The organism is Yoonia vestfoldensis SKA53 (genome assembly GCF_000152785.1).
GTDB lineage: Bacteria > Pseudomonadota > Alphaproteobacteria > Rhodobacterales > Rhodobacteraceae > Yoonia > Yoonia vestfoldensis_A.
In genome coordinates this window covers 610,252-632,656 of sequence record NZ_CH672414.1, presented here as the reverse complement: position 1 = coordinate 632,656, position 22,405 = coordinate 610,252, and the positions used below count along the sequence as shown (strand labels likewise).

Sequence of the window (22,405 nt, the reverse complement as noted above, 5' to 3'; positions counted from 1 at the left end):
ACGTGGCGACAGATACACAGGCTGCGTCGCCAGCCCGTATTCGCCGGTGCCGGGGATCAGCGCCACGCCTTGCACGACAGCAGCAAGGCCCCCGTCCAGCCCGGCGCGGATCACCTCGAAGGTCAGTTGCGGAATGCGGTTGCCAAAGCCGCCCAGATCCAGATCCTCGATCACCACATAGGCGGTGCCGCGATAGGCGGGGACATGGCCTGCACCTTCGACGGCCTCCATCTTGGGGTCGGGGAATTGGTCGGCACTGCCGGTATAGACCCGCATGTTCAGATCATCGGGCGCGATTTCCACCCCATCGGCCCAGATCCGGCCCACACGGCTGATCGGCCCTTCGCACAAAGCCAAGGCAAAGCTCGCGCCGCGACGCGACCCCGCATGCCGCTCTTATCATACGGATTGACGGATACCGCCCTTCCCACCACCACGCAGCGCGATATGGTGGTCTCAACCAGTACAGGCAGAACCGATGACTACCGACCCACTTGTGATCTTCACCCCCTCCGGCAAGCGGGGGCATTTTCCTGTTGGCACGCCCGTCCTGACAGCGGCGCGGCAATTGGGGGTGGATCTTGATTCCGTTTGTGGCGGGCGCGGCATCTGTTCGAAATGCCAGATCACCCCGTCCTATGGCGAATTTTCCAAGCATGGCGTCACCGTCGCCCCCGACGCTTTGTCCGAGTGGAACAGCGTCGAGGAACGTTACGACAATATCCGTGGTCTGAAACAGGGCCGCCGCCTTGGCTGTCAGGCGCAGATCAGGGCTGATGTCGTGATCGACGTGCCTGCCGAAAGCCAGGTCCACAAACAAGTCGTGCGCAAACGCGCCGAAGTGCGCGAAATCACGATGAACCCGTCCACAAGGCTGTATTATGTCGAGGTCGAAGAACCCGACATGCACGACCCCTCGGGCGATCTGGAACGGCTGGTCATCGCGCTGCGCCGCGACTGGGCCCTGCCCGCGCTCGAGGCTGATCTGGGCGTTTTGCGCAACCTGCAAAAGGCGCTGCGTAAAGGCGCATGGCGCGTCACCGTCGCCGTCCATCTGGGTGATGCGGTGTTTTCGCCGCGGATCGTGGCGATCTGGCCGGGCTTTTATGAAGGCACGATCTATGGCCTTGCCGTCGATCTGGGGTCCACCACCATTGCCGCCCATCTGTGCGATCTGCGCTCGGGCGAGGTTGTGGCGTCATCGGGCATCATGAACCCGCAAATCCGCTTTGGCGAGGACCTGATGAGCCGGGTCAGCTATGGTATGATGAACCCCACCGGATCGGATGAAATGACCCGCGCCGTGCGCGAAGGCATGAACGCGCTGTTCGTGCAGATCGCGTCAGAGGCGCAGATCGACCGCGACCTGATTATGGATGCGGTCTTTGTCTGCAATCCGGTCATGCATCATCTGTTCCTTGGCATCGACGCCTATGAGCTGGGGCAAGCACCCTTTGCGCTGGCCACCTCCGACGCGCTGTCGCTGCGCGCGCTGGAACTGGATTTGAACCTGCATCCGGCTGCGCGGGTCTATATCCTGCCCTGTATCGCGGGGCATGTGGGCGCCGATGCGGCGGCCGTGGCGCTGTCAGAGGCACCCGACAAATCCGAAGACCTTGTGCTGATCGTCGATGTCGGCACCAATGCCGAAATCCTGTTGGGCAACCGCGAAAAAGTGCTGGCCTGTTCATCGCCCACCGGCCCCGCATTCGAGGGCGCACAGATCAGTTCGGGCCAGCGCGCCGCGCCGGGTGCTATCGAGCATGTGGAAATCGACCCTGTCACGAAACTGCCCCGCTTCAAGGTGATCGGCAGCGATATCTGGTCCGACGAAGACGGGTTCGGCGATACCATCGCCCAGACCGGCGTGACCGGCATCTGCGGGTCTGGCATCATCGAGGTGATCGCCGAGATGCGCATGACCGGGATCGTCGACGGGCCGGGGCTGATCGGGTCAGCCGACCAGACCGGATCGCCCAATTGCTTTGCTGACGGGCGCACCAATTCCTATTTGCTCTATGACGGCACCGCAGCGGGTGGCCCGCTGATCACCGTCACCAATACCGATGTGCGGCAAATCCAGATGGCCAAGGCCGCGCTTTATTCCGGCGCGCGGTTGTTGATGGACAAATTCGGCGTGGACAAGGTGGACCGCGTCGTGCTGGCAGGTGCCTTTGGCGCGCATATCAGCCCCAAACACGCGATGGTTTTGGGCATGATCCCCGATGCGCCCTTGGACAAGGTCACCAGCGCGGGCAACGCCGCTGGCACCGGCGCGCGGATCGCGCTTCTCAACACCGATGCGCGGCGCGAAATAGAAACCATCGTACGCCAGATCCACAAGATCGAGACCGCGATCGAGCCGCGTTTTCAAGAACATTTCGTCAATGCCTCGGCCATTCCGAACGCGGTGGAACCTTTCCCGATCCTCAATTCCATCGTCACGATCCCGCAGATCAACCATAACCAAGGCGGCGACCGTGGGCCGCGCCGGCGCGGGCGGCGGTAATCGGCGCTTGACGGCAGCGGGTGACGCAATTACCTGATTGCAGCGCGCGGGTGTAGCTCAATGGTAGAGCAGCAGCTTCCCAAGCTGAATACGAGGGTTCGATTCCCTTCACCCGCTCCAATCCCTGTCACCCCAGAAAGCCCGCCCCATGTCTGATATCACCCGTCACCACACAAACGCCCGCATGAGCCAGCTCGTCACCCATAACGGCATCGCCTATCTGGCGGGTCAAGTCGGCACGCCGGGGGCCACGGTGGCTGAACAGACGGCGGCGATCCTGTCGCAGATCGACGCACTTCTGGCAGAGGCTGGCACCGACAAAACCAAGGTCCTGACCGCGCAGATCTGGCTATCGGACATCAGCACACAATTCGCCGCGATGAATGCTGTCTGGGATGCCTGGGTGCCCGAGGGCCATGGCCCCGCCCGCTGGACCGGCGAGGCGAAACTGGCAACGCCGGATTATGACGTGGAAATCATCGTCACAGCCGCGATCTGACGCTTAGATCAGCCAAAAGGCACACAGCCCCGCGATGCCGATGGGCAAGCTCATCGGCAAAACGCGCTTGTTCAGGATCACCCATTTGCTGCCCTGCGCGGCGAACCGTTTGTGAAGCTGCAAGATAATGAACGTGCCGGCAAACATCGTCACGATAAAGATGGCAAAAGTGGCCAGCGCATCTTCAGGCGGGATGAACAGCGCAAGCCCCGTCAACAGCTTGACCGCCCCCGCGCCAAAACCTGCGACAGCGAACAGCACCAGCCCAACCACGAACACCATCGCCGCGCCGACCAGCCGACCGGCAAAGACCGCAGGGTCCGGGGCGGTGACGATCAGCGCCATGAACACCACAAAAGGCAACATGGTCAGCAAGTTCGGCAAGCGCCCATCGCGCATTTCGATCACCATGGCGGCGATCAGGATCAATGACATCAAAAACGGTGCATAAGCCGCCATTCGCACAACTCCCAAATCAAGCGGGTCGTCAGACCCCGTTACGCTGCAAAAACCCGACAAGTGCTGCGGTCGATGCATCCTTGCCGTCCAGACCGGCGCGCCCTTCGACGACAGGTTGCAGCGCGGTCGCCAGTTCCTTGCCCAGTTCAACACCCCATTGGTCATAGGAATTGAGGCCCAAGACAACCCCTTCGACAAACACGCGATGTTCATAAAGCGCGATGATCTGCCCCAGCACAAAGGGCGTCAGCTGCGGATAGGCGATGGTCACGGATGGCCGGTTGCCGGTGAACACGCGGTGGCGCGCTTGGCGGTCCAATTCGTCGCCGGTGAACTTGTCTGCGATGCTGGCAAGCGCCTCGTCCAGATTGCGGCCACGCATCAGCGCCTCTGATTGGGCAAGGCAATTGGCGACCAGCAATTGGTGCTGGTGGTGCAGGTCATCCTCATGCCCGCGCGCGGCGACCAGGAATTCGCAAGGCACCACGCCGGTACCCTGATGGATCAATTGATAGAACGCATGCTGCCCGTTGGTGCCGGGTTCGCCCCAGACGACAGGGCCGCTGGCACGGGGCAGATCGGTCCCGTCCATCGCCACACCCTTGCCGTTGCTTTCCATCTCCAATTGCTGAAGATAGGCAGGTAAACGGTTGAGATTATTGTCATAAGGCAGCACAGCGCGTGTCGGATAGCCGCAAATCTGGTTGTGCCATATGCCGACAACGGCCAGCAGCGCGGGCAGGTTTTCATGCCAATCGGCGGCACGGAAATGCACGTCCATCGCCTGCGCGCCACGCAGGAAGGCGCGGAACGCCTCTGGCCCGATGGCGATCATCAGCGACAGCCCGATCGGCCCCCAAAGCGAATAACGCCCGCCCACCCAATCGGCGAAACCGAACACGCGTGACGGGTCGATCCCGAAGGCGGCGGTTTTATCCGCAGCGGTGGACAGGGCGGCAAATTGCGCGCCCGTATCGCTGACAGACTGCGCCATCCATGCCTGGGCGGTGCGCGCATTGGTCATCGTCTCGATCGTGGTAAAGGTCTTGGATGCCACGATCACCAGCGTCGTCGCGGGATCACACTGGCGCAGCACAGCCGCGATATCGGCAGGGTCCACATTGCTGACGAAATGGCAACGCGGGCCGTCGTGATAAGGCGCCAAAGCCTTGACCGCCATCGCAGGCCCAAGGTCCGACCCGCCGATGCCAATATTCACGACATCGGTGATCGCCCCACCCTGCCCTCGGATGCTGCCGTCGCGCACGGAACCGGCAAAATCCGCCATCCGCGCCAGCGTGGCCAGCACGTCAGGCATGACATCCGCCCCGTCCACCATGACAGGCCCGCCATCAAGGTTGCGTAACGCCGTATGCAATACGGCGCGCCCTTCGGTTTCGTTGATCGCGGCACCTGTGAACATCGCCTCACGCTTGGCGGCCACGCCGGTCTGATCAAGCAAGGCGAACAGCAAATCACGCGCGGCAGCGTCGATATTGGTCTTGGCATAGTCCAGAACCATATCGCCCGCCGTGGCGCTGAAATCCGCCGCACGGGCGGTATCCAGCAGGGTTTCAAAACGCCGCTCGGCGGTGGCCGCGTGATGGGCGCGCAGTGTGTCCCAGACCATCTATGCCTCCGCCCAATGCACGGTTGTGTCTTTCAGCACGGCAGCGACGGGGGCGTCCTGCGGGTCAAGACCCTGCGCCTGATCCAGTGCTGCGCGCTTTTCAGCGCCAACAATCACGATATGGCGGCGCATCGCCGCGTTCAGCACCGCTGCCGACAGGGTGATGCGGGGTTCAGGCGCGCCGGGTGCGCGCATCGCGACAAGAGGGGCGTCGCCCGTCAGGGCAAGCTCCAGCTGGTCGGCACCCGCAAATAGCGACGCGGTATGCATATCGGCCCCCATACCCAGCAGCACGACAGACAGCGGTAATACGGGTTCCAACCCAGCGGCCAGATCGGCCAGCCGATCCTCTGGCGCTTGGGCATCAGCGTAAAGCGGGATCAACCGCGCCGCGGCTGCGCGGTTCACCAGCAAGCGGCGACGCAACAGCGCGGTGTTGGACCGGTCCGATGTTTCAGGCACCCAGCGTTCGTCGGTCAGCAGCACATCGACGCGCGACCAATCCAGATCGACAGCGCAAAGCGTGTCGAAAATCGGCCCCGGCGTGGTCCCCCCCGGCACGGCCAAGGACGCGCGGTCCTGCGTCAACAGCGCCTGTTTGATCTGGCTGGCCAGCACATCAGCCAGCCGCATCATCATCAGCTCGGCATCGGGGTATTCAATCAGATCCATCAATCTAGCCTTTGACTTCGCGCCATTTACGGCCGTCACGGTGCAACAGCATCATTGCGTCTTCGGGGCCAGTGGACCCTGCATCATATAGTTTCGGCACGTCATTGCGCGCCTCCCAGCCCTGGATAATCGGGTCGGTCCAGCGCCAAGCCGCCTCGACCTCGTCACCGCGCATGAACAGGGTCTGGTTGCCGCGGATCACATCCATGATCAGCCGCTCATAGGCATCGGTCACCTCCTCTGCATCGGCACCCAAAGCGTCGGCAAAGGTCATGTCCAAAGGCACGTCGATCAAACGCATGCCACCCGGTCCGGGTTCCTTGATCGTGACCTGCAAATCCATGCCTTCGTTGGGTTGCAGGCGGATCGACAGGATATTGCGGTGGCGCGCGGTATCGCCTTCGAAAATCGTGTGGCCAAGGTCTTTGAACACCACGGTAATCTCGGATGACCGCGCTTTCATCCGCTTGCCAGTGCGCAGATAGAACGGCACACCCGCCCAGCGCCAATTGGCGATATGGCATTTGAGAGCGACAAAGCTTTCGGTAAAGCTGCGCGGATTTTCGGCATCGTTACGATAGCTCGGGCCGTCGGGGCCGGCGTCATACTGGCCACGCACGATGTGATGCGGGGCAACAGGCTGCAAGGCGCGGATCACCTTGAGCTTTTCATCACGCACCTCGTCCGCGCCAAACCGGCTGGGCGGTTCCATCGCGATCAGGCACAACAACTGCATCAAGTGGTTCTGCACCATGTCACGCATCGCGCCCGATTTGTCATAATACGACCCCCGCCCTGCAACACTGACGGTTTCGGCCACGGTGATCTGGATGTGATCGACGTAATGGTTGTTCCACAAAGGTTCGAACAGCACGTTGCCAAACCGCACCGCCATCAGGTTCTGGACAGTTTCCTTGCCCAGATAATGGTCAATGCGGTAAATCTGGTCTTCGTTGAAATGCGTCGACAGCACCGCGTTCAGCGCGCGGGCGGTGTCCAGATCGCGGCCAAAGGGCTTTTCCACAACGATCCGGCTGTCGGGCGTTGCGATCTTGTGGCTGTGCAGCCGTTCGGCCAGATCGCCGAACAGCGACGGGGCAACCGAGAAATAGAACGCCTGCACCACGTCTGACCGGACCTTTTGCGCCAGATCAGCCCAACCGCCATCGCCCTTGGCGTCGATCGCGACATAATCAAGCGTGGCCAGAAAGGCGGCCAAACTGTCGCTGTCGGAGGCTTCGTCGCCGCCGAATTCGGCAATCGCCTCGGCGATCATCACGCGGTAACCGTCGCTGTCGATCTCTGAGCGCGCGGCCCCGATGATCCGCGATCCTTCGGGCGTCTGGCCAGACCGGAACCGGCGGAACAGTCCCGGCAGGATCTTGCGGCGGGCCAGATCGCCGGTGCCACCAAAGATCACCAGATCAAAGGTTTCAACAGGTATGACGCGAGAAACCATGACTTGCTCCGCTGTGCTGCAATTTCGTTAGCGCTAACGCCCGCTGGCTAAAGCATCTTTGCTTGCCTGTCTACAGGCTTTGCCTCCTGAGCGCAGGACACGTATGGCGCGGGCTGGCAGCGGGGTTTCGTGCCGGCCAGAGCTGACACCGATGGCCAAAGCCCAAGCGTCGGGTCACGCGTCCAGCTCGGCATCCCAATACAGGTAATCCAACCAGCTGTGATGCAGGTGGTTTGGCGGAAATTTGCGCCCCACGTTGTGCAATTGCGACGCGGCCGGGCGCCGCGGCGGCTTGCGCAGCGACATGCCCGATTGGCGCAGCGATTTCGACCCTTTGCGCAGGTTGCAGCCGCTACAGGCGGCAACGACATTTTCCCAGCTTGTCACGCCCCCCGCCGCACGCGGCACGACATGGTCAAAGGTCAGATCACCCTTGGCCCCGCAATATTGGCAGCAAAACTCATCGCGCAGGAACAGGTTGAACCGGGTAAAGGCGACCTGCCGTTGCGGGGTGACATATTCCTTGAGCACGACAACCGATGGGATACGGATCTCGGTTGATGGGCTGCGCACGGTTTCGGCATATTCGCTGACGATCACAACGCGGTCCAGCCATGCGGCCTTGACCGCCTCTTGCCAGGGCCACAAAGACAGTGGGTAATAGGACAAGGGCCGGTAATCCGCGTTCAGCACAAGCGCGGGGAAATGTTTCAATGCCCCCGAGGAGCGCACAAAGTCGGTCCGAAATTCTGTCTGCGCCATCGTCATCAATCCCGCGTATTGCGTGCAGATGCCTTGCGTACCGGCGTTTCCGCAGCGCTTTCACCATGACTATATCTCGCGTCAGATTTGTGACAACCCCCACAATATGTGCCAAACAAACGCAGGGCCAGTCAGGATGCGCCGGTCATTCCATCCCCAGCCGGTCGCGCATGAACGCCAGCGCCACTTGCAACCCGTCAGGGGCGATGCCGTGGGCGGTGCCTTTCATGACATGCGCGTAGACTTCGGTCCAACCGGCCTGCTGCAACGCCTCTGCGGCCATCGGCAGCGATTGCGGCGGCACCACGTCATCTTGGTCGCCATGGATCAACAGAACAGGCGGGCGGCATTGCGCCTCGTCGGCCAAAAGGTCCGCCAGCAACAGCCGCCCCGAAAAGGCGACGAGCCCCGCAACCGGGTCTTCGCGGCGCGGCACGACATGCAGCGCCATCATTGTGCCTTGGCTGAAACCCAGCACGATCACCTGTTCGGGCAACAGGTCTTCGTCCACCATGACCCCGTCTAGAAACGCATCCAGATCATCGGCGGCGCGTTGCAGGCCGGCCTGGCTTTCTTCCTCGCTTGACCCGTCGATCCAGGGGATCGGGAACCATTGGTATCCCATCGGCGCACCGGCGCAGCCTTCGGGTGCGTCGGGGGCCAGAAACAGCGTGTCGGGCAGATGCTCGGCTAAAGGATCGGCCAGCCCGATCAGATCCGCGCCATTCGCGCCATAGCCATGCAGAAAAATCACGCAAGATTGCGTTTCACCCGAGAGCGGTTCGCGCCGCTGCGCCTGAAGTGCCCGTGTCATCTGATCCCTTCCCTGTCCTTTATTATCGCGTAATAGGCCCACATGACCCGCGCTGCAACCGACCGCCACGGCGCCCAGGCTTGCGCCATCGCGCGCAGCGCCGTGTCGCGGGGCCGGTCCGGCAGATCAAAGATCACGCGCGCCGCCTCTTGCAGGGCCAGATCGCCGGGGGCAAAGACATCGGCGCGGCCCAGAGAAAACATCGCATAGATTTCCGCCGTCCAGACGCCGATACCCGTGACCTGCGTCAATTGTGCAATCACCGCGTCATTGGGCAAGGCGTGCAGCCCCGGATAATCCAGATCGGCCAGCGCCAGCGCCTTGGCGTAACGTGCCTTTTGCGCGCTCAGCCCCAAGGCGCGCAGGTCCTCGGCACTGGCCAGGGCAATGGCGCGCGGATCATCCATACCCGCCGCCACCAGCCGCCCCATGATGGCATTGGCCGAGGCCACGCTGACCTGCTGGCTGACAATCGCCCCCAACAGGGCGGCAAACCCGTCCGGTTTCAACCGCAGGGGCAAAGGCTGCAAATCGGGGATGATCGCGGCAAAGCGCGGCTCGATCCGTGCCAGATGTTCCGCGCCTTCACGGATGCAGGTATCCGATGTGATGACCCGCACGATCACAAGCGCGCCACCCAAGCCAAGGCCGCCTCGACACTGGCCACTTGGGACCACGCGCCCAAGGCGGGGCGCGCGATCATCAACACCGGAATGCGCAGATCGCGCGCGGCCACCAGTTTTGTGGCACTCGCCTGCCCGCCCGCATTCTTCACGACCAGCCAATCCACCCCCAGACGGCGGAACAGCGCGATTTCATCGGCCACCGAAAACGGCGGGCGTCCGACCAGAAATTCCCCGCCATCAAACGGAAACGGCCCCTCGGGCGCATCAATCTGGCGACAGATCACGCGCCGGCCGGTCAGATTGGCAAAACCGTCCAGCGTCTGGCGGCCAGTACCAAGAAATACGGTTGCCCCCTGTGGAATATGCTCTGCGGCCTTGTCTTCGCTGGCGATCTCGGTCCAATCATCCCCCGGCCCTGCCACCCAAGGCGGACGCAACAGCTGGCAAAACGGCACGCCCATATCCGCGCAGACCATGGCCGAGCGCTGCGTAATCCGCGCGGCATAAGGATGGGTTGCATCCAGCACGGCATGGATTTCATGCTGCGCCAGAAAGGCGGCAAACCCCTCAACACCGCCAAACCCGCCGCCATGCACTGGCACGGGCAAGGGTGCCGGATCACGCGTGGCCCCTGCCAAAGAGGCGATTACATCTTGGCCCTGCAAGGCCGTGGCAAGCGCGCGCGCCTCTGCCGTGCCTGCCAGCAAAAGCAGCGTCATATCCCCGCCCTGGCCAAGACAGCCCCGGCCCGGTCGATCACGACGATATCAAAGGCGATGCCCGCAAATCGCGCTGTCACCTGCGCTAATGCCGCATCCGCGACCGCCTGCGCAAGCGGGGGGCCCGCGATCTGATACGCCTCCAGCGCGGTATTGGCATCGGCCAGCCGTGGATTATCCATCATCCGCGCGAGCCCGCCAAAATCCACCTGCGACCGCGCCGAATGCAGGTCCATCGCCCCTTGGGCCAGCTTTGTGATCTTGCCGATCCCACCACCGATGGTGACACGCGGCACCGGGTGTTTCGCCAGATATTTCAGCATGCCCCCCGCGAAATCACCCATATCCAGCATCGCATGATCGGGCAGACCATAGATCGCCTGCACCACGGTTTCCGATGTGGCCCCCGTGCAACCCGCGACATGGACCAGCCCATCCGCACGCGCCACGTCGATGCCGCGATGGATGGATGCAATCCATGCGGCACAGGAAAACGGCCGCACGATCCCGGTGGTCCCAAGAATCGACAGCCCCCCCGCGATGCCCAGACGGGGGTTCCATGTCTTCAGCGCGATCTCTGCCCCGCCCGGCACCGATATCTCAATGACGACATCCGGGCTTTGCCCATAGAGTAGGGCCATCTCGGCCACAACATCGGTCATCATCTGGCGCGGCACGGGGTTGATCGCAGGCTCGCCTACGGCAATCGGCAGACCGGCCTTGGTGACCATGCCCACACCATCCCCCGCCTTGAACACCACACCGCCAGCCGACGCGGACACCCGCACGACAATCAATGCACCATGGGTGACATCAGGATCATCGCCCGCATCCTTGGTGATCCCGACACTGGCCCAACCCGCGCCCGCCTCGGCCAAGGCCAGCGGAAAGCTGGGCATCTCGCCCTTGGGCAGGGTGATGGTGACGTCGCGCGGAAATACCCCGCCCCATAGCCGGACCAGCGCCGCCTTGGTCGCCGCTGTCGCACAGGCGCCCGTGGTCCAGCCACGGCGCAATTCGGTCTGGGGTTTGCGTGTCATCGGCGCGACGATAGGCAGCAGCGCGGATGACGGCAATCGGCAATCGCAGGTCGCAACACCGCTTTCCCTGCGGCACAAATCGCGGCATAACGGCTGCATGGATAACGCGCCCCCCCTTCCCGGCCATGATTGGCCCATCATGCAACCCGGCTGGGTCTGGCTCTGCGGGGCTGGCCCGGGCGATCCGGGACTGCTCACGCTGCATGCGCTGAACGCGCTGCGGCAGGCCGATGTGGTGATCTATGACGCGCTGGTGCAAGAAGCGATCCTCGACTGGGCGCCGCAGGCGGAACTGATCTATGCCGGCAAACGCGGCGGCAAACCTTCGGCCAAGCAGCGCGACATTTCACTACGGCTGGTCGATCTGGCGCGCGCGGGCAAACGGGTGCTGCGGCTCAAGGGCGGCGATCCTTTCGTCTTTGGGCGCGGCGGCGAAGAGGCGCAGACCCTGGTGCAACACGGCGTGCCGATCAGGATCATTCCGGGGATCAGCGCGGGCATCGGCGGGCTGGCCTACGCGGGCATCCCCGTCACGCACCGCGACGTGAACCAGTCCGTGACTTTCGTGACCGGCCACGACCAGTCCGGCAACACGCCGGGTAATCTTGATTGGGCAAGTATATCAAAAGGATCTCAGGTGATCGTCATCTATATGGGGATGAAACATATCGCCCAGATCGCAGGTCACCTGATCGCCGCCGGACGCAGCCTGCATGAACCCGTCGCCGTGGTGACCACCGCGACAACACAGGACCAGCACGTGCTCGAAACAACGCTTGGCACGATCGTCGATGATATCGCCGCGGCCAAGCTCGAACCACCCGCGATCATCTGCGTCGGCCAATCGGTGCTGATGCGGCAGGTCCTCGATTGGCAAGGCATGGCGGCAGGCGCGCCTGCGCGCAACCTCGACCCTCTGGGCCGGGGCCGCGCCGCCGAATCGGCCTGATGCCCGTCTTCTTATTTCCCAAAATACTCCCGCCGGAGGCGTCCCGGAGGGACCTATGTCCTTTCTGATCAGCGCCCCCGCCTCGGGCAGCGGCAAGACGACGGTCACACTGGGGCTGTTGCGCGCGTTCAGTCGCATAAACCCCGTCCGCAGCGCCAAATCCGGCCCCGATTACATCGACCCCGCCTTTCATGCCGCAGCCTCTGGCGGGCCATGTGTGAACCTTGATGCCTGGGCGATGACGCAAGACCGGATCAGGGCACTGGCCGCAGGCAGCGGCCCGCTGATCGTCGAAGGCGCAATGGGCCTATTCGACGGCGCGCCACCCGCAGGCAAAGGCTCCAGCGCCGATCTGGCAAAAATCCTGCACCTGCCCGTGGTGCTGGTGATCGACGCAGGGCGCATGGCAGGATCGGTGGGTGCGCTCGCGCAGGGCTTCATCCGCTATGATCCTGATCTGCGGGTCGCAGGTGTGATCCTCAACAACGTAGGCTCGCCCCGGCACGAAGGCATGCTGCGCGCCGCCTTGCAGGATATCACGGTCTTTGGCGCACTCCCGCGCGATGCGGCCTTGCATCTGGGATCACGGCATCTGGGGCTGGTGCAGGCACAAGAACGCCCTGATCTAGAGGCGTTCCTCGACCACGCCGCCGATCTTGTGACACAGCATCTGGACCTGACCGCACTGCAAAAGCTCAACACGCCCCGGCCCTGCGCCGGGGCCTCGCACCACTTGGCCCCGCCCGCGCAACGCATCGCCATCGCGCGCGACGCGGCCTTTGCCTTTGCCTATCCGCATCTGCTGAACGATTGGCGCGCAGGCGGGGCGGAATTGCAGTTTTTCTCGCCCCTCGCCGATGATCCGGTGCCAGACGCAGATTTCATCTATCTGCCCGGCGGCTATCCCGAACTGCACGCGGGCCGGATTGCGGCGAACGCGCGGTTCATGGATAGCCTGCGCCATTCCAAGGCACTGATCTATGGCGAATGTGGCGGCTATATGGTGCTGGGTGACGGGCTGGTCGATGGGGGTGGCACGCGGCACGCGATGGCGGGGCTGCTGCGGTTAGAGACATCCTTTGCGCAGCGTAAATTGCATCTGGGCTACCGGCATCTGCATGCAGCACAAGGCCCCTTTGCGGGACACTGGGCCGGCCATGAATTCCATTACGCCAGCACATTGCGCGCCGACGGCACGCCGCTGTTCACTGCCAGTGATGCGACAGGTGCCGCCTTGCCACCCATGGGGCTGATCGCGGGGCGCGTGGCGGGATCTTTTGCGCATCTGATCGACGCTTTCGCCATTGTCAGCCCCGAAACCGCGGCGTAGCAATTCGCGCATGGATATGATCGACGATAGCCGCGCGAAACGTAATGTGACAGTTCTGGTACTGGCACAGGCCATTTTGGGCGCGCAATTGCCGATGATGTTCGTGATCGGCGGGCTGGCGGGCGGACAACTGGCCAGCAATCCGTGTTTTGCCACCTTACCGATTTCGATGATCGTGTTCGGCTCGATGACGACCGCGCCATGGATCAGCCCGCTGATGCAGCGCAACGGGCGGCGGTTCGGCTTTATGATCGGTGCCTTCGCGGGCGCGATGGGGGCGGCAGTATCGGCCTACGGGCTTTATACCGGGTCGTTCTTTTTGTTGCTGGCGGGGTCGTACCTGAGCGGCATCTACATGTCCGCGCAAGGGTTTTACCGCTTTGCCGCGACCGATACCGCCTCCGAGGCGTTCCGGCCCAAGGCGATTTCCTTTGTCATGGCGGGTGGGCTGCTCTCGGCCGTGATCGGGCCGCAATTGAACAAGCTGGCGCAGGATGCCTTTGTCGTGCCGTTTCTTGGCTCTTATATGGCGATCATCTTGTTGAACCTTGTCGGCGTTGGCCTGTTCTACTGGCTTGACCTGCCCAAGGGCAGCAGGTCCGAACCCAAGGTGCTGAACCCGATCAAGGGCCGCAGTCGTCGGGAATTGCTGCGCGATCCGCGCATCGTGGTGGCGATCGTCTGCGCAATGGTGTCTTATGCGCTGATGAACCTTGTCATGACCTCGACCCCATTGGCGGTCGTCGGCTGTGGGTTCACCACCAACAACGCCAATGACATCGTGTCGCTGCATGTGATTGCGATGTTTGCGCCGTCCTTTTTCACCGGCCATCTGATCGCCCGCTTTGGCGTGGAAAAGATCATTGCGACGGGGCTGGTGATCCTCGCCATGGCGGGGGGTGTCGCAATCGCGGGGGTGGAACTGGCGAATTTCTTTGTTGCTTTGGCGCTTTTGGGCATGGGCTGGAATTTTGGCTTTATCGGGGCCACGACCATGCTGGCCGGTGCGCACCGCCCCGAAGAACGCGGGCAGGTGCAGGGCCTGAACGATATGCTGGTGTTTGGCATGGTCACTGTCGCGTCATTGGCGGGCGGCGGGTTGCTGAATTGCGCGGGCGGCACCACGGTCGAGGGCTGGAACGCCGTCAACCTTGCGATGATCCCGTTTCTGGTGCTCGCGGGCGCATCGCTGATCTGGCTGTCACGCCAGCGCAGGGTGGTGGCGCCCTAAGCGGTGCAGCTTGCACCCCGGACTGCGTCCGGCAAAAGGCGAGTATTTTTGGAAATAAGAAGTTGCGGTCTCAGACCCACCAGCCGCGCAGGGCGATATGTGCCAGCCGCATGCTTTGGCGTAGCGGCGTCAGTTCAAGATTGCCATGCAGCGCGGCGGCGGGGTGTTTGGCCGCTTGGGTCAGGATCGGTTTCGCGGCATGGCCAAGCAGCAACGGCGCGCTGGCATGATGTGGCAGATCGCGCCGCGCGATGCGGGCGGCGTCCAGGCGCGCCAAGGCGCGCTGCGCGAGAGCTGCTATTGCGGCTGCACTTGGGTCCGGCAGCGGCTGGCGCTGGCGGTCCAGCAGCACCGGCAGCGCGCGCAACAGGTTAGCAACACCAGTCGCATAGGCGAAATCACTGACGAGAGCCGCGTTTTTGTTCCCCAGCAGCCGTGCTGTGGTGATCATCGGCGCGCCGCTGGTGGCATGGATATAGGCGTCGAAATCGTCCCAATCCGCAAAAGGGTCTGTATAAATGTCCCAGCGCCGCGCAGCGATGGTTGCATCGAGCAGATCCGCCCCTTGTGCATCCAGCACGGCGGCCAAGGCATCAACCACCTCATGCTTGCGCACCCTGCCGCCTGCCTTGATTTCCTCCAGCGCGTCACGCCACCATTGCAGGCGCATTTCCGCGATCATCGGTTCTTTGGTCAGCCAGGGCGCGCGGATGATTTCAACGTTGAACGCATAGACCGGGAACAGCAGCCGCCGTGCGGCAACAGGTGCTGCCATAATCGCGCGGAACCGTTCGGGATCGGCCTTTTCAACCAGCGCGGCGCAGGCGTCAAAGCTCATGCCTGTGCGCCGTCCCGCACCAGTTTCCAGTTGATCGCGTCGATCAGCGCGTCAAAAGAGGCATCCACGATATTCGCGCTCACCCCCACGGTGGACCAGCGGTTGCCCTGCCCGTCTTCGCTGTCGATGATCACGCGGGTCACGGCCTCTGTGCCGCCGCCAGTGATGCGGACCTTGAAATCGACCAGTTCGATATCATCGATCATCGCCTGATAGGGGCCAAGGTCCTTGGCCAGCGCGCGCGCCAATGCGTTCACCGGGCCGCGGTCGCTGCCGTCGGGGCCAAGGCTTTCGCTGACGTTGAGAAATTTCTGGCCCTGCACCTTGGTCACGACCACGGCCTCGGACAGCGATACCATCTGGTTGCGCTTGTTGCGGCGGCGTTCGACGGTGACGCGGTAGCGTTTGACCTCGAAGAAATTGGGCAAAAGGCCCAGTTCAGCACGCGCGAGCAGTTCGAAACTGGCCTGCGCGGTGTCATAGGCATAACCCTGCGCCTCGCGTTCCTTGATCCGTTCGACGATGCGGGCAAGGGCGGGGTTGTCGGCGGCAACCGTGATACCGGCGTCAGCCAGACGCGCGCGCAGGTTCGACTGGCCCGCTTGATTGGACATCGGCACGATGCGGCTGTTGCCGACCGCCGCAGGGTCGATATGTTCGTAGGTGGTTGGGTCCTTGGCGATGGCGCTGGCGTGCAGCCCCGATTTATGCGCAAAGGCCGAGGCCCCGACATAGGCGGCCTGTTTGGTGGGCACGCGGTTCAGGATGTCATCGAGCAGGCGCGAGGCGCGGCGCAGGCCGCGCAGGGCATCATGGCTGACGCCGATGTCGAACCGGCTGGCATAGGGGTCTTTGAGCAGCAATGTCGGGATCAGCGTCGTCAGATTGGCATTGCCGCAGCGTTCACCCAGCCCGTTCAGCGTGCCTTGGACCTGCCGGACGCCGGCCATGACGGCGGCCAATGACCCCGCCACGGCAGTTTCGGTATCATTATGGGTATGAATCCCCAGATGATCGCCGGGGATGCCGCTGGCGATCACCGCCGTGACGATGCGCGCAATGTCGTCGGGCAAGGTGCCACCGTTGGTGTCGCACAGCACGATCCAGCGCGCGCCAGCGCCAAAGGCGGCGTGGATCACCTCCAGCGCATAGGTCGGATTTGCCTTGTAGCCATCAAAGAAATGTTCGGCATCAAACAGCGCCTCGCGCCCCAATGTGGCCAGATGGGCAAAACTGTCGCGGATGTTTGCGACATTGTCGTCAAGTCCGATGCCAAGCGCCGTGGTGACGTGGAAATCATGGGCCTTGCCGACAAGGCAGACCGCAGCTGTGCCGGCATTCAGCACAGCGGCCAGCACATCGTCGTTGTCCGCCGACCGCCCCTGCCGTTTTGTCATGCCAAAGGCAGTGAAACGGGCGCGGATCACGGGCGGGCTGGCAAAGAATTCCGTATCGGTCGGGTTTGCCCCCGGCCAGCCGCCTTCGATGTAATCCAGCCCAAGCCCGTCCAACACAGCGGCAATCTGGTTTTTTTCCTTGGCTGAAAATTGCACGCCTTGGGTCTGCGCACCGTCACGCAATGTGGTGTCATAAAGATAGAGCCTGTCGCGTGCCATCACAGCCCACCCAGTTTGGAGGCATCGAAATCTGGGCCCGGCGACCATGTCGCCTGCCCGCCCACATCGGTGACCTGCACGCCTGCGCTGGTCAGAATATCGCGCACGTCATCGGCCTGCGCCCAATCCTTGGCGGCACGGGCGGCGGCGCGCGCCGCCAGCAGCGCATCGACACGCGCGGCAACGGCGGGCGTCACATCCGGCCCCGCCTCTGCCCCGTCCAAAAGCGGGATCGCGGCCCAGTCACGCACCAAACCCAGCATGTCCAATCCATGCGCGAAACCCGCCAGTGCCGTAGGCGTCTTGCCTTTGGCCAGCACATGCAGCCGCGCAATGGCACCGGGTGTGTTCAGGTCATTGGCCAGCACGCCCAGAAATTCCGCATCTGCCTGCCATTTGCCATCCGCCTTCAGCGCGCGGATCAGATCAGGACCGAACCCATGCCCATGCAAGATACCGTACCAGCGGCGCAGCGTCAGGTCAGCCTCGGACCGGCGGGCCTCGGTCCAGTCCATGGTCTTGCCGTAATGCGTGCCGAGCATCACAAGGCGGATCACCTCGCCGGGGATGCCCTGATCCAAAAGATCGCGGATGGTAAAGAAATTGCCCAAAGATTTGGACATTTTCTTGCCCTCGACCTGCAACATTTCGTTGTGAATCCAGTAGCGGGCGAATTCGCCATGCGGATGGGCGCAGGCCGATTGCGCGATCTCGTTTTCATGATGCGGGAATTGCAGGTCATTGCCACCGCCATGGATATCGAAACTATCGCCCAGCAGATCATGCGCCATGGCCGAACATTCGATATGCCAGCCCGGGCGGCCATAGCCCCAGGGGCTGTCCCACCCCGGCACGCCATCACCAGAGGGTTTCCACAGCACGAAATCCATCGGATTGCGTTTATAAGGCGCGATTTCCACCCGCGCACCGGCGATCATATCGTCGATCGACCGCCCCGACAGCGCGCCATATTCAGCATAGCTTTCGACCGCGAACAGCACGTGGCCTTCGGCCTCATAGGCGTGGTTCTTGGCGATCAGATCGGTGATCATCGCGATCATCTGCGCGATATATTGCGTCGCGCGGGGTTCGTGGGTCGGGCGCAACGCACCAAGCGCGTCCAGATCCGCGTGATACCAGCCGATGGTTTCGGCGGTGATATCACCAATAGCGCGGCCGGCAGCGGCGGCGCGCGCGTTGATCTTGTCATCGACATCGGTGAAATTGCGCACGTAGGTCACATGCTTGGCGCCATAAATCTGCCGCAGCAGCCGGAACAGCACGTCAAACACCAAAGACGGGCGGGCATTGCCCAGATGCGCGCGGTCATAGACCGTCGGCCCGCACAGATACATCCGCACATTGCGCGCGTCGATGGGGACGAAATCTTCGCGTTTGCGGGATTTGGTGTTGTGCAGCCGGATGGTGGTCATGTTGCCTCGCGCGCGGGGTTATGCTGCGGGCTTAGCTGCTTGCGATCTGGTAGGAAACGACAAAAGCGGCCCGCGACGGATGTCAGCAGGGAATAATGCAGCAGGTGATGGTGCAAATGCTTTTCATGCCATCCGCCTAGCGCCAAACGCGGCCCATGGCAATAAAAAAGGGCCCACGCGTGATGCGCAGGCCCTTGGATCGGATCAAAGCGTCAGATCAGAACTGGTAGGACACGCGGGCCGTTGCCGTTGTGGCGCGCAATGTGTCGGTAAGCGTTGCTGCATCACCTTCGTAGAACTTGTGCTGCAGCACTTCACCACCGAACACGATATTGTCGGCATATTTATATGCAACGCCCAGACCGTAAAAGTCGCCGTCGACTTCCAGATCGGGACCGGATGTGTTGGCCCGCACGACGCCGCCGGTCACATATGGCAGAAACGCGCCTGCATCATAGCCGACACGCGCCTTGACGCGCATGATATCGTCCAGATCAGCGGTGCCTGCCACGTTGTCGATGCTGCTCAGGTCGTAATCGACCTCGCCACCCAGAACGACGCTACCCAGATCATACATATAGCCGCCATGCACACCATAGATCGCACCATCGACATCAGCGGTCGTACCGCTGCCGGTCACATCGGCATAGCCAAGCTGGCCACCGGCGTAAAACCCGGTCCAGTCGGTGCTGGCCATCATGGGGGCGGGCGCGACAGGTGTGGGTGCCACTGTTTCCACTGGCTGGGCCATGCCGCCCGCGGCGGACATGCCTGCTGCAACTGCGAATGGCGCTGCCAGCATGGCGGTCCGTACGAATTTGAATGTCGTTGTCATTTGTCTTCTCCATTTTGGGTTGTCTTGTGATCGGCATTTGACAACTAAACAGTTCGGTTCAATACCACCTCACGGCGGTGTGAACTCAACCGCTACGTTTACCCCAAAATGCACCCTGCTCGGCCAGTATCCGCCTAATTTTGCGCTATAATCGCAACATCGACACGAAAAAATATCAAGTGACTTGAATGGCTAAGCCCGTTTCGTGGCCCGGGGTGCCTGGCCGATACGATAACGTGCAGGGCCACCACGCTGGTGCGGGTCAGGTCTGGGTCCGCCCGCGCGGGACGCTCACACGCCCGCCGCGCGCGGGCCTTGGGACACCGGTCGTACCGGGAGCAGAAATCGGCAAGCCGCGCAGCACGCGCACCGCAAGATAGCCAAACGCCTGCGCTTCGAGCATGTCACCATCCAGCCCCACCGCCTCGACCGGATCGACGGGCAAACCGCAGATTGCAGCAAGCCCCGCCATCAGCGTGGCATTGCGCCGCCCGCCGCCGGTGACCAGCAACCGCGCAGGCGGGCGCGGGCATTGCGCCATTGCCGATGCAACCGACCAGACTACGGCTTGGGTCAGCGTGGCGATGGCATCGGCATCGCCCAGATGCGCTGTGGCCGGACCAAGCGCGCGAAAATGATCGCGGTCCAGCGACTTGGGTGGCGGCAGGGCGAAATAGGGATCAGCGCAAAATGCAGCAAGCGACGCGACATCCGGCACCCCCGCTGCCGCCACCTGCCCGTTGTCGTCATATCCCCGCCCCAGCCGCGCGCGCATCGCGTCGTTGATCGGCGCATTGGCAGGACCGGTATCAAAGGCCAGCAAGGCGCCCGGATCAGCCGGATCGGCGCAGGCCGGATCGACCCATGTCAGGTTGCCAACGCCACCAAGGTTCAAAAACGCCACCGGCGCGCGCGCCCCGATCCATTTGGCCAATGCGAAATGGTAAAACGGCGCCAGTGGCGCGCCCTGCCCGCCTGCCGCAACATCGGCACTGCGAAAATCCCAGACCACCGGATAATTTAGCGCCGCGGCCAGCCTGTCGCCGTCGCCGCATTGATGCGTGCCGCGCCCGCGCGGATCATGCGCCAATGTCTGCCCGTGAAACCCCGCAACCGCGACATCGCGAAACCCCGCCATCACCGCGATATGCGCATCTTCGACGATGCGGGCGGCAGCGGTGACATCCTGATCCGGCCAAAGGCCCAAGGCCGCGCGCAGCACATCCTGTTCCGCACCGCTATAGGCGCGATAGGCGACTGGCCCGAACCCGAAAATACGCACGCCGTCGGTTTCGACCACTGCGGCATCGACCCCGTCAAGCGACGTGCCCGACATGGTGCCAAGCGCGGTGACAGCAATCCCCTCCAACATCTGCTTTCCCTCATCACTTGCGCTGATTATAGAGTGCTGGTGCGAGATTAGGAACATATCCATGACTTACCACCCCAAATCCGATTTCATGTCCGTGATGATGGAGCGCGGCTTTCTGGCCGATTGCACCGATTATCAAGGGCTGGACGATGCGCTCAGCCGTGGGGTGGTGACGACCTATATTGGCTATGACGCGACAGCGAAATCGCTGCATGTCGGGCATTTGCTGAACATCATGATGCTGCGCTGGCTGCAAAAGACCGGCCATCAGCCGATCACCTTGATGGGTGGCGGCACGACCAAGGTCGGTGACCCCAGCTTTCGCGCCGATGAACGCCCCTTGCTGACAGCTGACCAGATCGACGCGAATATCGCAGGCATGCAGCAGGTGTTCGCCAAATACCTGACCTATGGTGACGGACCAACCGATGCCTTGATGCTGAACAATGCCGAATGGCTGGATCAGTTGAATTACCTCGATTTTTTGCGCGACATCGGGCGGCATTTCAGCGTCAACCGGATGCTGGCATTCGAAAGCGTGAAATCGCGGCTGGATCGTGAACAATCTTTGTCCTTCCTCGAATTCAACTACATGATCCTGCAGGCCTATGATTTTCTGGAACTCAACCGGCGCTATGGCTGCCTGTTGCAGATGGGCGGGTCGGATCAATGGGGCAATATCATCAACGGCATCGACCTGACACGCCGGGTGCTGGACCATGAAATCTATGGCCTGACCTCGCCCTTGCTGACCACATCCGATGGGCGCAAGATGGGCAAATCTGCGGGGGGCGCTGTCTGGCTGAACGCCGACATGCTGTCGCCTTACGAATTCTGGCAATTCTGGCGCAATACGACCGATGCCGATACGGGGCGGTTCCTGAAGCTTTACACCGAATTGCCGCTGGACGAATGCAATCGTCTGGGGGCCTTGCAAGGCTCCGATATCAACGCCGCCAAGATCATCCTTGCCAATGAAGTCACCGCCCTGCTGCACGGCGCCGAGGCTGCGACGACGGCAGAGGCCACCGCGCGCGAAGTCTTTGAAAAAGGCGGTGTCGGTGACGACCTGCCCACGCTGACGCTGGGGGCCGCAGAACTGGGCGACGGCATGTCGATTGCGCAGATCATCGTGCGCGCGGGCCTTGCCGCCACCGGCAAAGAAGCCAAGCGCCTGATCGCAGAAAACGGCGCGCGGCTGAATGACGAACCGCTGACAGACGCGGGGCTGATGGTCGATGCCACGATGCTGGCACAGCCGATCAAACTGAGCGCCGGCAAGAAACGCCACGCGCTGGTGCAGCTGGGCTAGCGCCTTTGCGCCAGCGTCACGGCCGGCGCCCGCTTCCCTCATCTTTGGAGCGCGTCAATTCGCGCCAGAGGCAACCGTGGCGGCAACCGTGCGGGCCAAGGCCATGCGCGGTTCCTAAAGCACCAGCAGGCTGATCAGCTGGATCGTGATCCCGACGGGCAAGCTGACAGCCCCCGCAACCAGTGCCGCCCCCAGCACAGTGGGCCGCACAGGCGGGGCTGTGACGCCATGCACGGCGCGGGTTTTACGATTCTCGTTTGTCATGCGCCCATTAACGCAGCCTTAGGTATCTGATGTCTT

Annotated in this window: 21 protein-coding genes, 1 tRNA gene and 1 pseudogene; 7 read left to right on the top strand and 16 right to left on the bottom strand. The window is 62.5% G+C overall.

The window, feature by feature from the left end; genetic code table 11:
* A pseudogene (locus SKA53_RS03175) lies at nt 1–366 on the bottom strand (hypothetical protein); the annotation flags it as partial.
* Between the two features lie 112 nt (nt 367–478).
* Here SKA53_RS03175 and SKA53_RS03170 point away from each other — a divergent pair.
* The 3 genes from SKA53_RS03170 to SKA53_RS03160 all read left to right on the top strand — a co-directional run bounded on the left by SKA53_RS03170 (nt 479) and on the right by SKA53_RS03160 (nt 3,008).
* On the top strand, nt 479–2,509 hold the full coding sequence (locus tag SKA53_RS03170; protein WP_007204602.1) for an ASKHA domain-containing protein: 2,031 nt from the start codon (nt 479–481) through the stop codon (nt 2,507–2,509).
* Between the two features lie 46 nt (nt 2,510–2,555).
* Nucleotides 2,556–2,629: transfer RNA gene (locus SKA53_RS03165), tRNA-Gly, on the top strand.
* Between the two features lie 28 nt (nt 2,630–2,657).
* Nucleotides 2,658–3,008 carry a RidA family protein gene (locus SKA53_RS03160; RefSeq protein ID WP_007204601.1) on the top strand — a complete coding sequence of 117 codons (351 nt, stop codon included), beginning with the start codon at nt 2,658–2,660 and terminating at the stop codon, nt 3,006–3,008.
* A 3-nt stretch (nt 3,009–3,011) separates the two neighbouring features.
* Here SKA53_RS03160 and SKA53_RS03155 read toward each other — a convergent pair whose 3' ends face one another.
* The 9 genes from SKA53_RS03155 to SKA53_RS03115 all read right to left on the bottom strand — a co-directional run bounded on the left by SKA53_RS03155 (nt 3,012) and on the right by SKA53_RS03115 (nt 11,189).
* Nucleotides 3,012–3,467, bottom strand: a complete 456-nt coding sequence (locus SKA53_RS03155; protein WP_007204600.1) for a prepilin peptidase — start codon at nt 3,465–3,467, stop codon at nt 3,012–3,014.
* A gap of 28 nt (nt 3,468–3,495) precedes the next feature.
* On the bottom strand, nt 3,496–5,097 hold the full coding sequence (gene pgi / locus SKA53_RS03150) for a glucose-6-phosphate isomerase (RefSeq protein ID WP_007204599.1): 1,602 nt from the start codon (nt 5,095–5,097) through the stop codon (nt 3,496–3,498).
* The gene (gene pgl / locus SKA53_RS03145) at nt 5,098–5,769 is read right to left on the bottom strand and encodes a 6-phosphogluconolactonase (protein WP_007204598.1); all 672 of its coding nucleotides are present in this window, start codon (nt 5,767–5,769) and stop codon (nt 5,098–5,100) included. It lies immediately after the preceding gene.
* Nucleotides 5,770–5,773: 4 nt separating this feature from the next.
* Entirely contained in the window at nt 5,774–7,228 is a 1,455-nt protein-coding gene (gene zwf / locus SKA53_RS03140) for a glucose-6-phosphate dehydrogenase (protein ID WP_007204597.1), read from the bottom strand.
* Nucleotides 7,229–7,402: 174 nt separating this feature from the next.
* Nucleotides 7,403–7,996 (bottom strand): HNH endonuclease, encoded by a 594-nt coding sequence (locus SKA53_RS03135; RefSeq protein WP_007204596.1) that lies wholly within the window; start codon nt 7,994–7,996, stop codon nt 7,403–7,405.
* Between the two features lie 139 nt (nt 7,997–8,135).
* Nucleotides 8,136–8,804 carry an alpha/beta hydrolase gene (locus SKA53_RS03130; protein ID WP_007204595.1) on the bottom strand — a complete coding sequence of 223 codons (669 nt, stop codon included), beginning with the start codon at nt 8,802–8,804 and terminating at the stop codon, nt 8,136–8,138.
* Nucleotides 8,801–9,445: a DNA-3-methyladenine glycosylase family protein gene (locus tag SKA53_RS03125; RefSeq protein WP_007204594.1), complete on the bottom strand. Its 645-nt coding sequence runs from the start codon at nt 9,443–9,445 to the stop codon at nt 8,801–8,803. The genes SKA53_RS03130 and SKA53_RS03125 overlap by 4 nt, the downstream gene beginning before the upstream one ends.
* The gene (locus SKA53_RS03120; RefSeq protein WP_007204593.1) at nt 9,427–10,149 is read right to left on the bottom strand and encodes a cobalt-precorrin-6A reductase; all 723 of its coding nucleotides are present in this window, start codon (nt 10,147–10,149) and stop codon (nt 9,427–9,429) included. The genes SKA53_RS03125 and SKA53_RS03120 overlap by 19 nt, the downstream gene beginning before the upstream one ends.
* A complete protein-coding gene (locus SKA53_RS03115) occupies nt 10,146–11,189 on the bottom strand; it encodes a cobalt-precorrin-5B (C(1))-methyltransferase (protein WP_007204592.1) in 1,044 nt (347 codons plus the stop codon). The genes SKA53_RS03120 and SKA53_RS03115 overlap by 4 nt, the downstream gene beginning before the upstream one ends.
* Nucleotides 11,190–11,286: 97 nt before the next feature.
* On the opposite strand from SKA53_RS03115, the gene cobA reads away from it, so the two are divergent.
* From cobA to SKA53_RS03100, 3 genes are read left to right on the top strand one after another with little or no spacing between them, the layout of a single operon-like run.
* Nucleotides 11,287–12,138 carry a uroporphyrinogen-III C-methyltransferase gene (gene cobA, locus SKA53_RS03110; protein ID WP_040482771.1) on the top strand — a complete coding sequence of 284 codons (852 nt, stop codon included), beginning with the start codon at nt 11,287–11,289 and terminating at the stop codon, nt 12,136–12,138.
* A 55-nt stretch (nt 12,139–12,193) separates the two neighbouring features.
* Complete coding sequence (locus tag SKA53_RS03105; RefSeq protein WP_007204590.1) at nt 12,194–13,468, top strand: cobyrinate a,c-diamide synthase; 1,275 nt, start codon at nt 12,194–12,196, stop codon at nt 13,466–13,468.
* A 10-nt stretch (nt 13,469–13,478) separates the two neighbouring features.
* Nucleotides 13,479–14,699 (top strand): MFS transporter, encoded by a 1,221-nt coding sequence (locus tag SKA53_RS03100; protein ID WP_007204589.1) that lies wholly within the window; start codon nt 13,479–13,481, stop codon nt 14,697–14,699.
* Between the two features lie 70 nt (nt 14,700–14,769).
* Here SKA53_RS03100 and SKA53_RS03095 read toward each other — a convergent pair whose 3' ends face one another.
* The 5 genes from SKA53_RS03095 to SKA53_RS03075 form a co-directional block, all read right to left on the bottom strand.
* Nucleotides 14,770–15,537 carry a squalene/phytoene synthase family protein gene (locus SKA53_RS03095; RefSeq protein WP_007204588.1) on the bottom strand — a complete coding sequence of 256 codons (768 nt, stop codon included), beginning with the start codon at nt 15,535–15,537 and terminating at the stop codon, nt 14,770–14,772.
* Nucleotides 15,534–17,153: a citramalate synthase gene (gene cimA / locus SKA53_RS03090; protein ID WP_007204587.1), complete on the bottom strand. Its 1,620-nt coding sequence runs from the start codon at nt 17,151–17,153 to the stop codon at nt 15,534–15,536. The genes SKA53_RS03095 and cimA overlap by 4 nt, the downstream gene beginning before the upstream one ends.
* Nucleotides 17,153–18,586 carry a cysteine--tRNA ligase gene (gene cysS, locus SKA53_RS03085; RefSeq protein WP_007204586.1) on the bottom strand — a complete coding sequence of 478 codons (1,434 nt, stop codon included), beginning with the start codon at nt 18,584–18,586 and terminating at the stop codon, nt 17,153–17,155. The genes cimA and cysS overlap by 1 nt, the downstream gene beginning before the upstream one ends.
* Nucleotides 18,587–18,803: 217 nt before the next feature.
* A complete protein-coding gene (locus SKA53_RS03080) occupies nt 18,804–19,421 on the bottom strand; it encodes an outer membrane protein (RefSeq protein WP_007204585.1) in 618 nt (205 codons plus the stop codon).
* Between the two features lie 262 nt (nt 19,422–19,683).
* Nucleotides 19,684–20,793 carry an anhydro-N-acetylmuramic acid kinase gene (locus SKA53_RS03075; RefSeq protein WP_007204584.1) on the bottom strand — a complete coding sequence of 370 codons (1,110 nt, stop codon included), beginning with the start codon at nt 20,791–20,793 and terminating at the stop codon, nt 19,684–19,686.
* A gap of 61 nt (nt 20,794–20,854) precedes the next feature.
* Here SKA53_RS03075 and tyrS point away from each other — a divergent pair, with 61 nt between their 5' ends.
* Nucleotides 20,855–22,105 (top strand): tyrosine--tRNA ligase, encoded by a 1,251-nt coding sequence (tyrS, locus tag SKA53_RS03070; RefSeq protein WP_007204583.1) that lies wholly within the window; start codon nt 20,855–20,857, stop codon nt 22,103–22,105.
* 114 nt (nt 22,106–22,219) lie between these two features.
* Here the strand turns inward: tyrS and SKA53_RS15490 are convergent, their stop codons facing one another.
* The gene (locus tag SKA53_RS15490; protein WP_007204582.1) at nt 22,220–22,369 is read right to left on the bottom strand and encodes a hypothetical protein; all 150 of its coding nucleotides are present in this window, start codon (nt 22,367–22,369) and stop codon (nt 22,220–22,222) included.
* Nucleotides 22,370–22,405: the final 36 nt, after the last annotated feature.

Excerpts from the sequence above, each read along its gene's own strand:
- SKA53_RS03170 (WP_007204602.1), top strand. The coding sequence starts at position 479 with ATGACTACCGACCCACTTGTGATCTTCACCCCCTCCGGCAAGCGGGGG.
- SKA53_RS03160 (WP_007204601.1), top strand. The coding sequence starts at position 2,658 with ATGTCTGATATCACCCGTCACCACACAAACGCCCGCATGAGCCAGCTC.
- SKA53_RS03155 (WP_007204600.1), bottom strand. The coding sequence starts at position 3,467 with ATGGCGGCTTATGCACCGTTTTTGATGTCATTGATCCTGATCGCCGCC.
- pgi (WP_007204599.1), bottom strand. The coding sequence starts at position 5,097 with ATGGTCTGGGACACACTGCGCGCCCATCACGCGGCCACCGCCGAGCGG.
- pgl (WP_007204598.1), bottom strand. The coding sequence starts at position 5,769 with ATGGATCTGATTGAATACCCCGATGCCGAGCTGATGATGATGCGGCTG.
- zwf (WP_007204597.1), bottom strand. The coding sequence starts at position 7,228 with ATGGTTTCTCGCGTCATACCTGTTGAAACCTTTGATCTGGTGATCTTT.
- SKA53_RS03135 (WP_007204596.1), bottom strand. The coding sequence starts at position 7,996 with ATGACGATGGCGCAGACAGAATTTCGGACCGACTTTGTGCGCTCCTCG.
- SKA53_RS03130 (WP_007204595.1), bottom strand. The coding sequence starts at position 8,804 with ATGACACGGGCACTTCAGGCGCAGCGGCGCGAACCGCTCTCGGGTGAA.
- SKA53_RS03120 (WP_007204593.1), bottom strand. The coding sequence starts at position 10,149 with ATGACGCTGCTTTTGCTGGCAGGCACGGCAGAGGCGCGCGCGCTTGCC.
- SKA53_RS03115 (WP_007204592.1), bottom strand. The coding sequence starts at position 11,189 with ATGACACGCAAACCCCAGACCGAATTGCGCCGTGGCTGGACCACGGGC.
- cobA (WP_040482771.1), top strand. The coding sequence starts at position 11,287 with ATGGATAACGCGCCCCCCCTTCCCGGCCATGATTGGCCCATCATGCAA.
- SKA53_RS03105 (WP_007204590.1), top strand. The coding sequence starts at position 12,194 with ATGTCCTTTCTGATCAGCGCCCCCGCCTCGGGCAGCGGCAAGACGACG.
- SKA53_RS03100 (WP_007204589.1), top strand. The coding sequence starts at position 13,479 with ATGGATATGATCGACGATAGCCGCGCGAAACGTAATGTGACAGTTCTG.
- SKA53_RS03095 (WP_007204588.1), bottom strand. The coding sequence starts at position 15,537 with ATGAGCTTTGACGCCTGCGCCGCGCTGGTTGAAAAGGCCGATCCCGAA.
- cimA (WP_007204587.1), bottom strand. The coding sequence starts at position 17,153 with ATGGCACGCGACAGGCTCTATCTTTATGACACCACATTGCGTGACGGT.
- cysS (WP_007204586.1), bottom strand. The coding sequence starts at position 18,586 with ATGACCACCATCCGGCTGCACAACACCAAATCCCGCAAACGCGAAGAT.
- SKA53_RS03080 (WP_007204585.1), bottom strand. The coding sequence starts at position 19,421 with ATGACAACGACATTCAAATTCGTACGGACCGCCATGCTGGCAGCGCCA.
- SKA53_RS03075 (WP_007204584.1), bottom strand. The coding sequence starts at position 20,793 with ATGTTGGAGGGGATTGCTGTCACCGCGCTTGGCACCATGTCGGGCACG.
- tyrS (WP_007204583.1), top strand. The coding sequence starts at position 20,855 with ATGACTTACCACCCCAAATCCGATTTCATGTCCGTGATGATGGAGCGC.
- SKA53_RS15490 (WP_007204582.1), bottom strand. The coding sequence starts at position 22,369 with ATGACAAACGAGAATCGTAAAACCCGCGCCGTGCATGGCGTCACAGCC.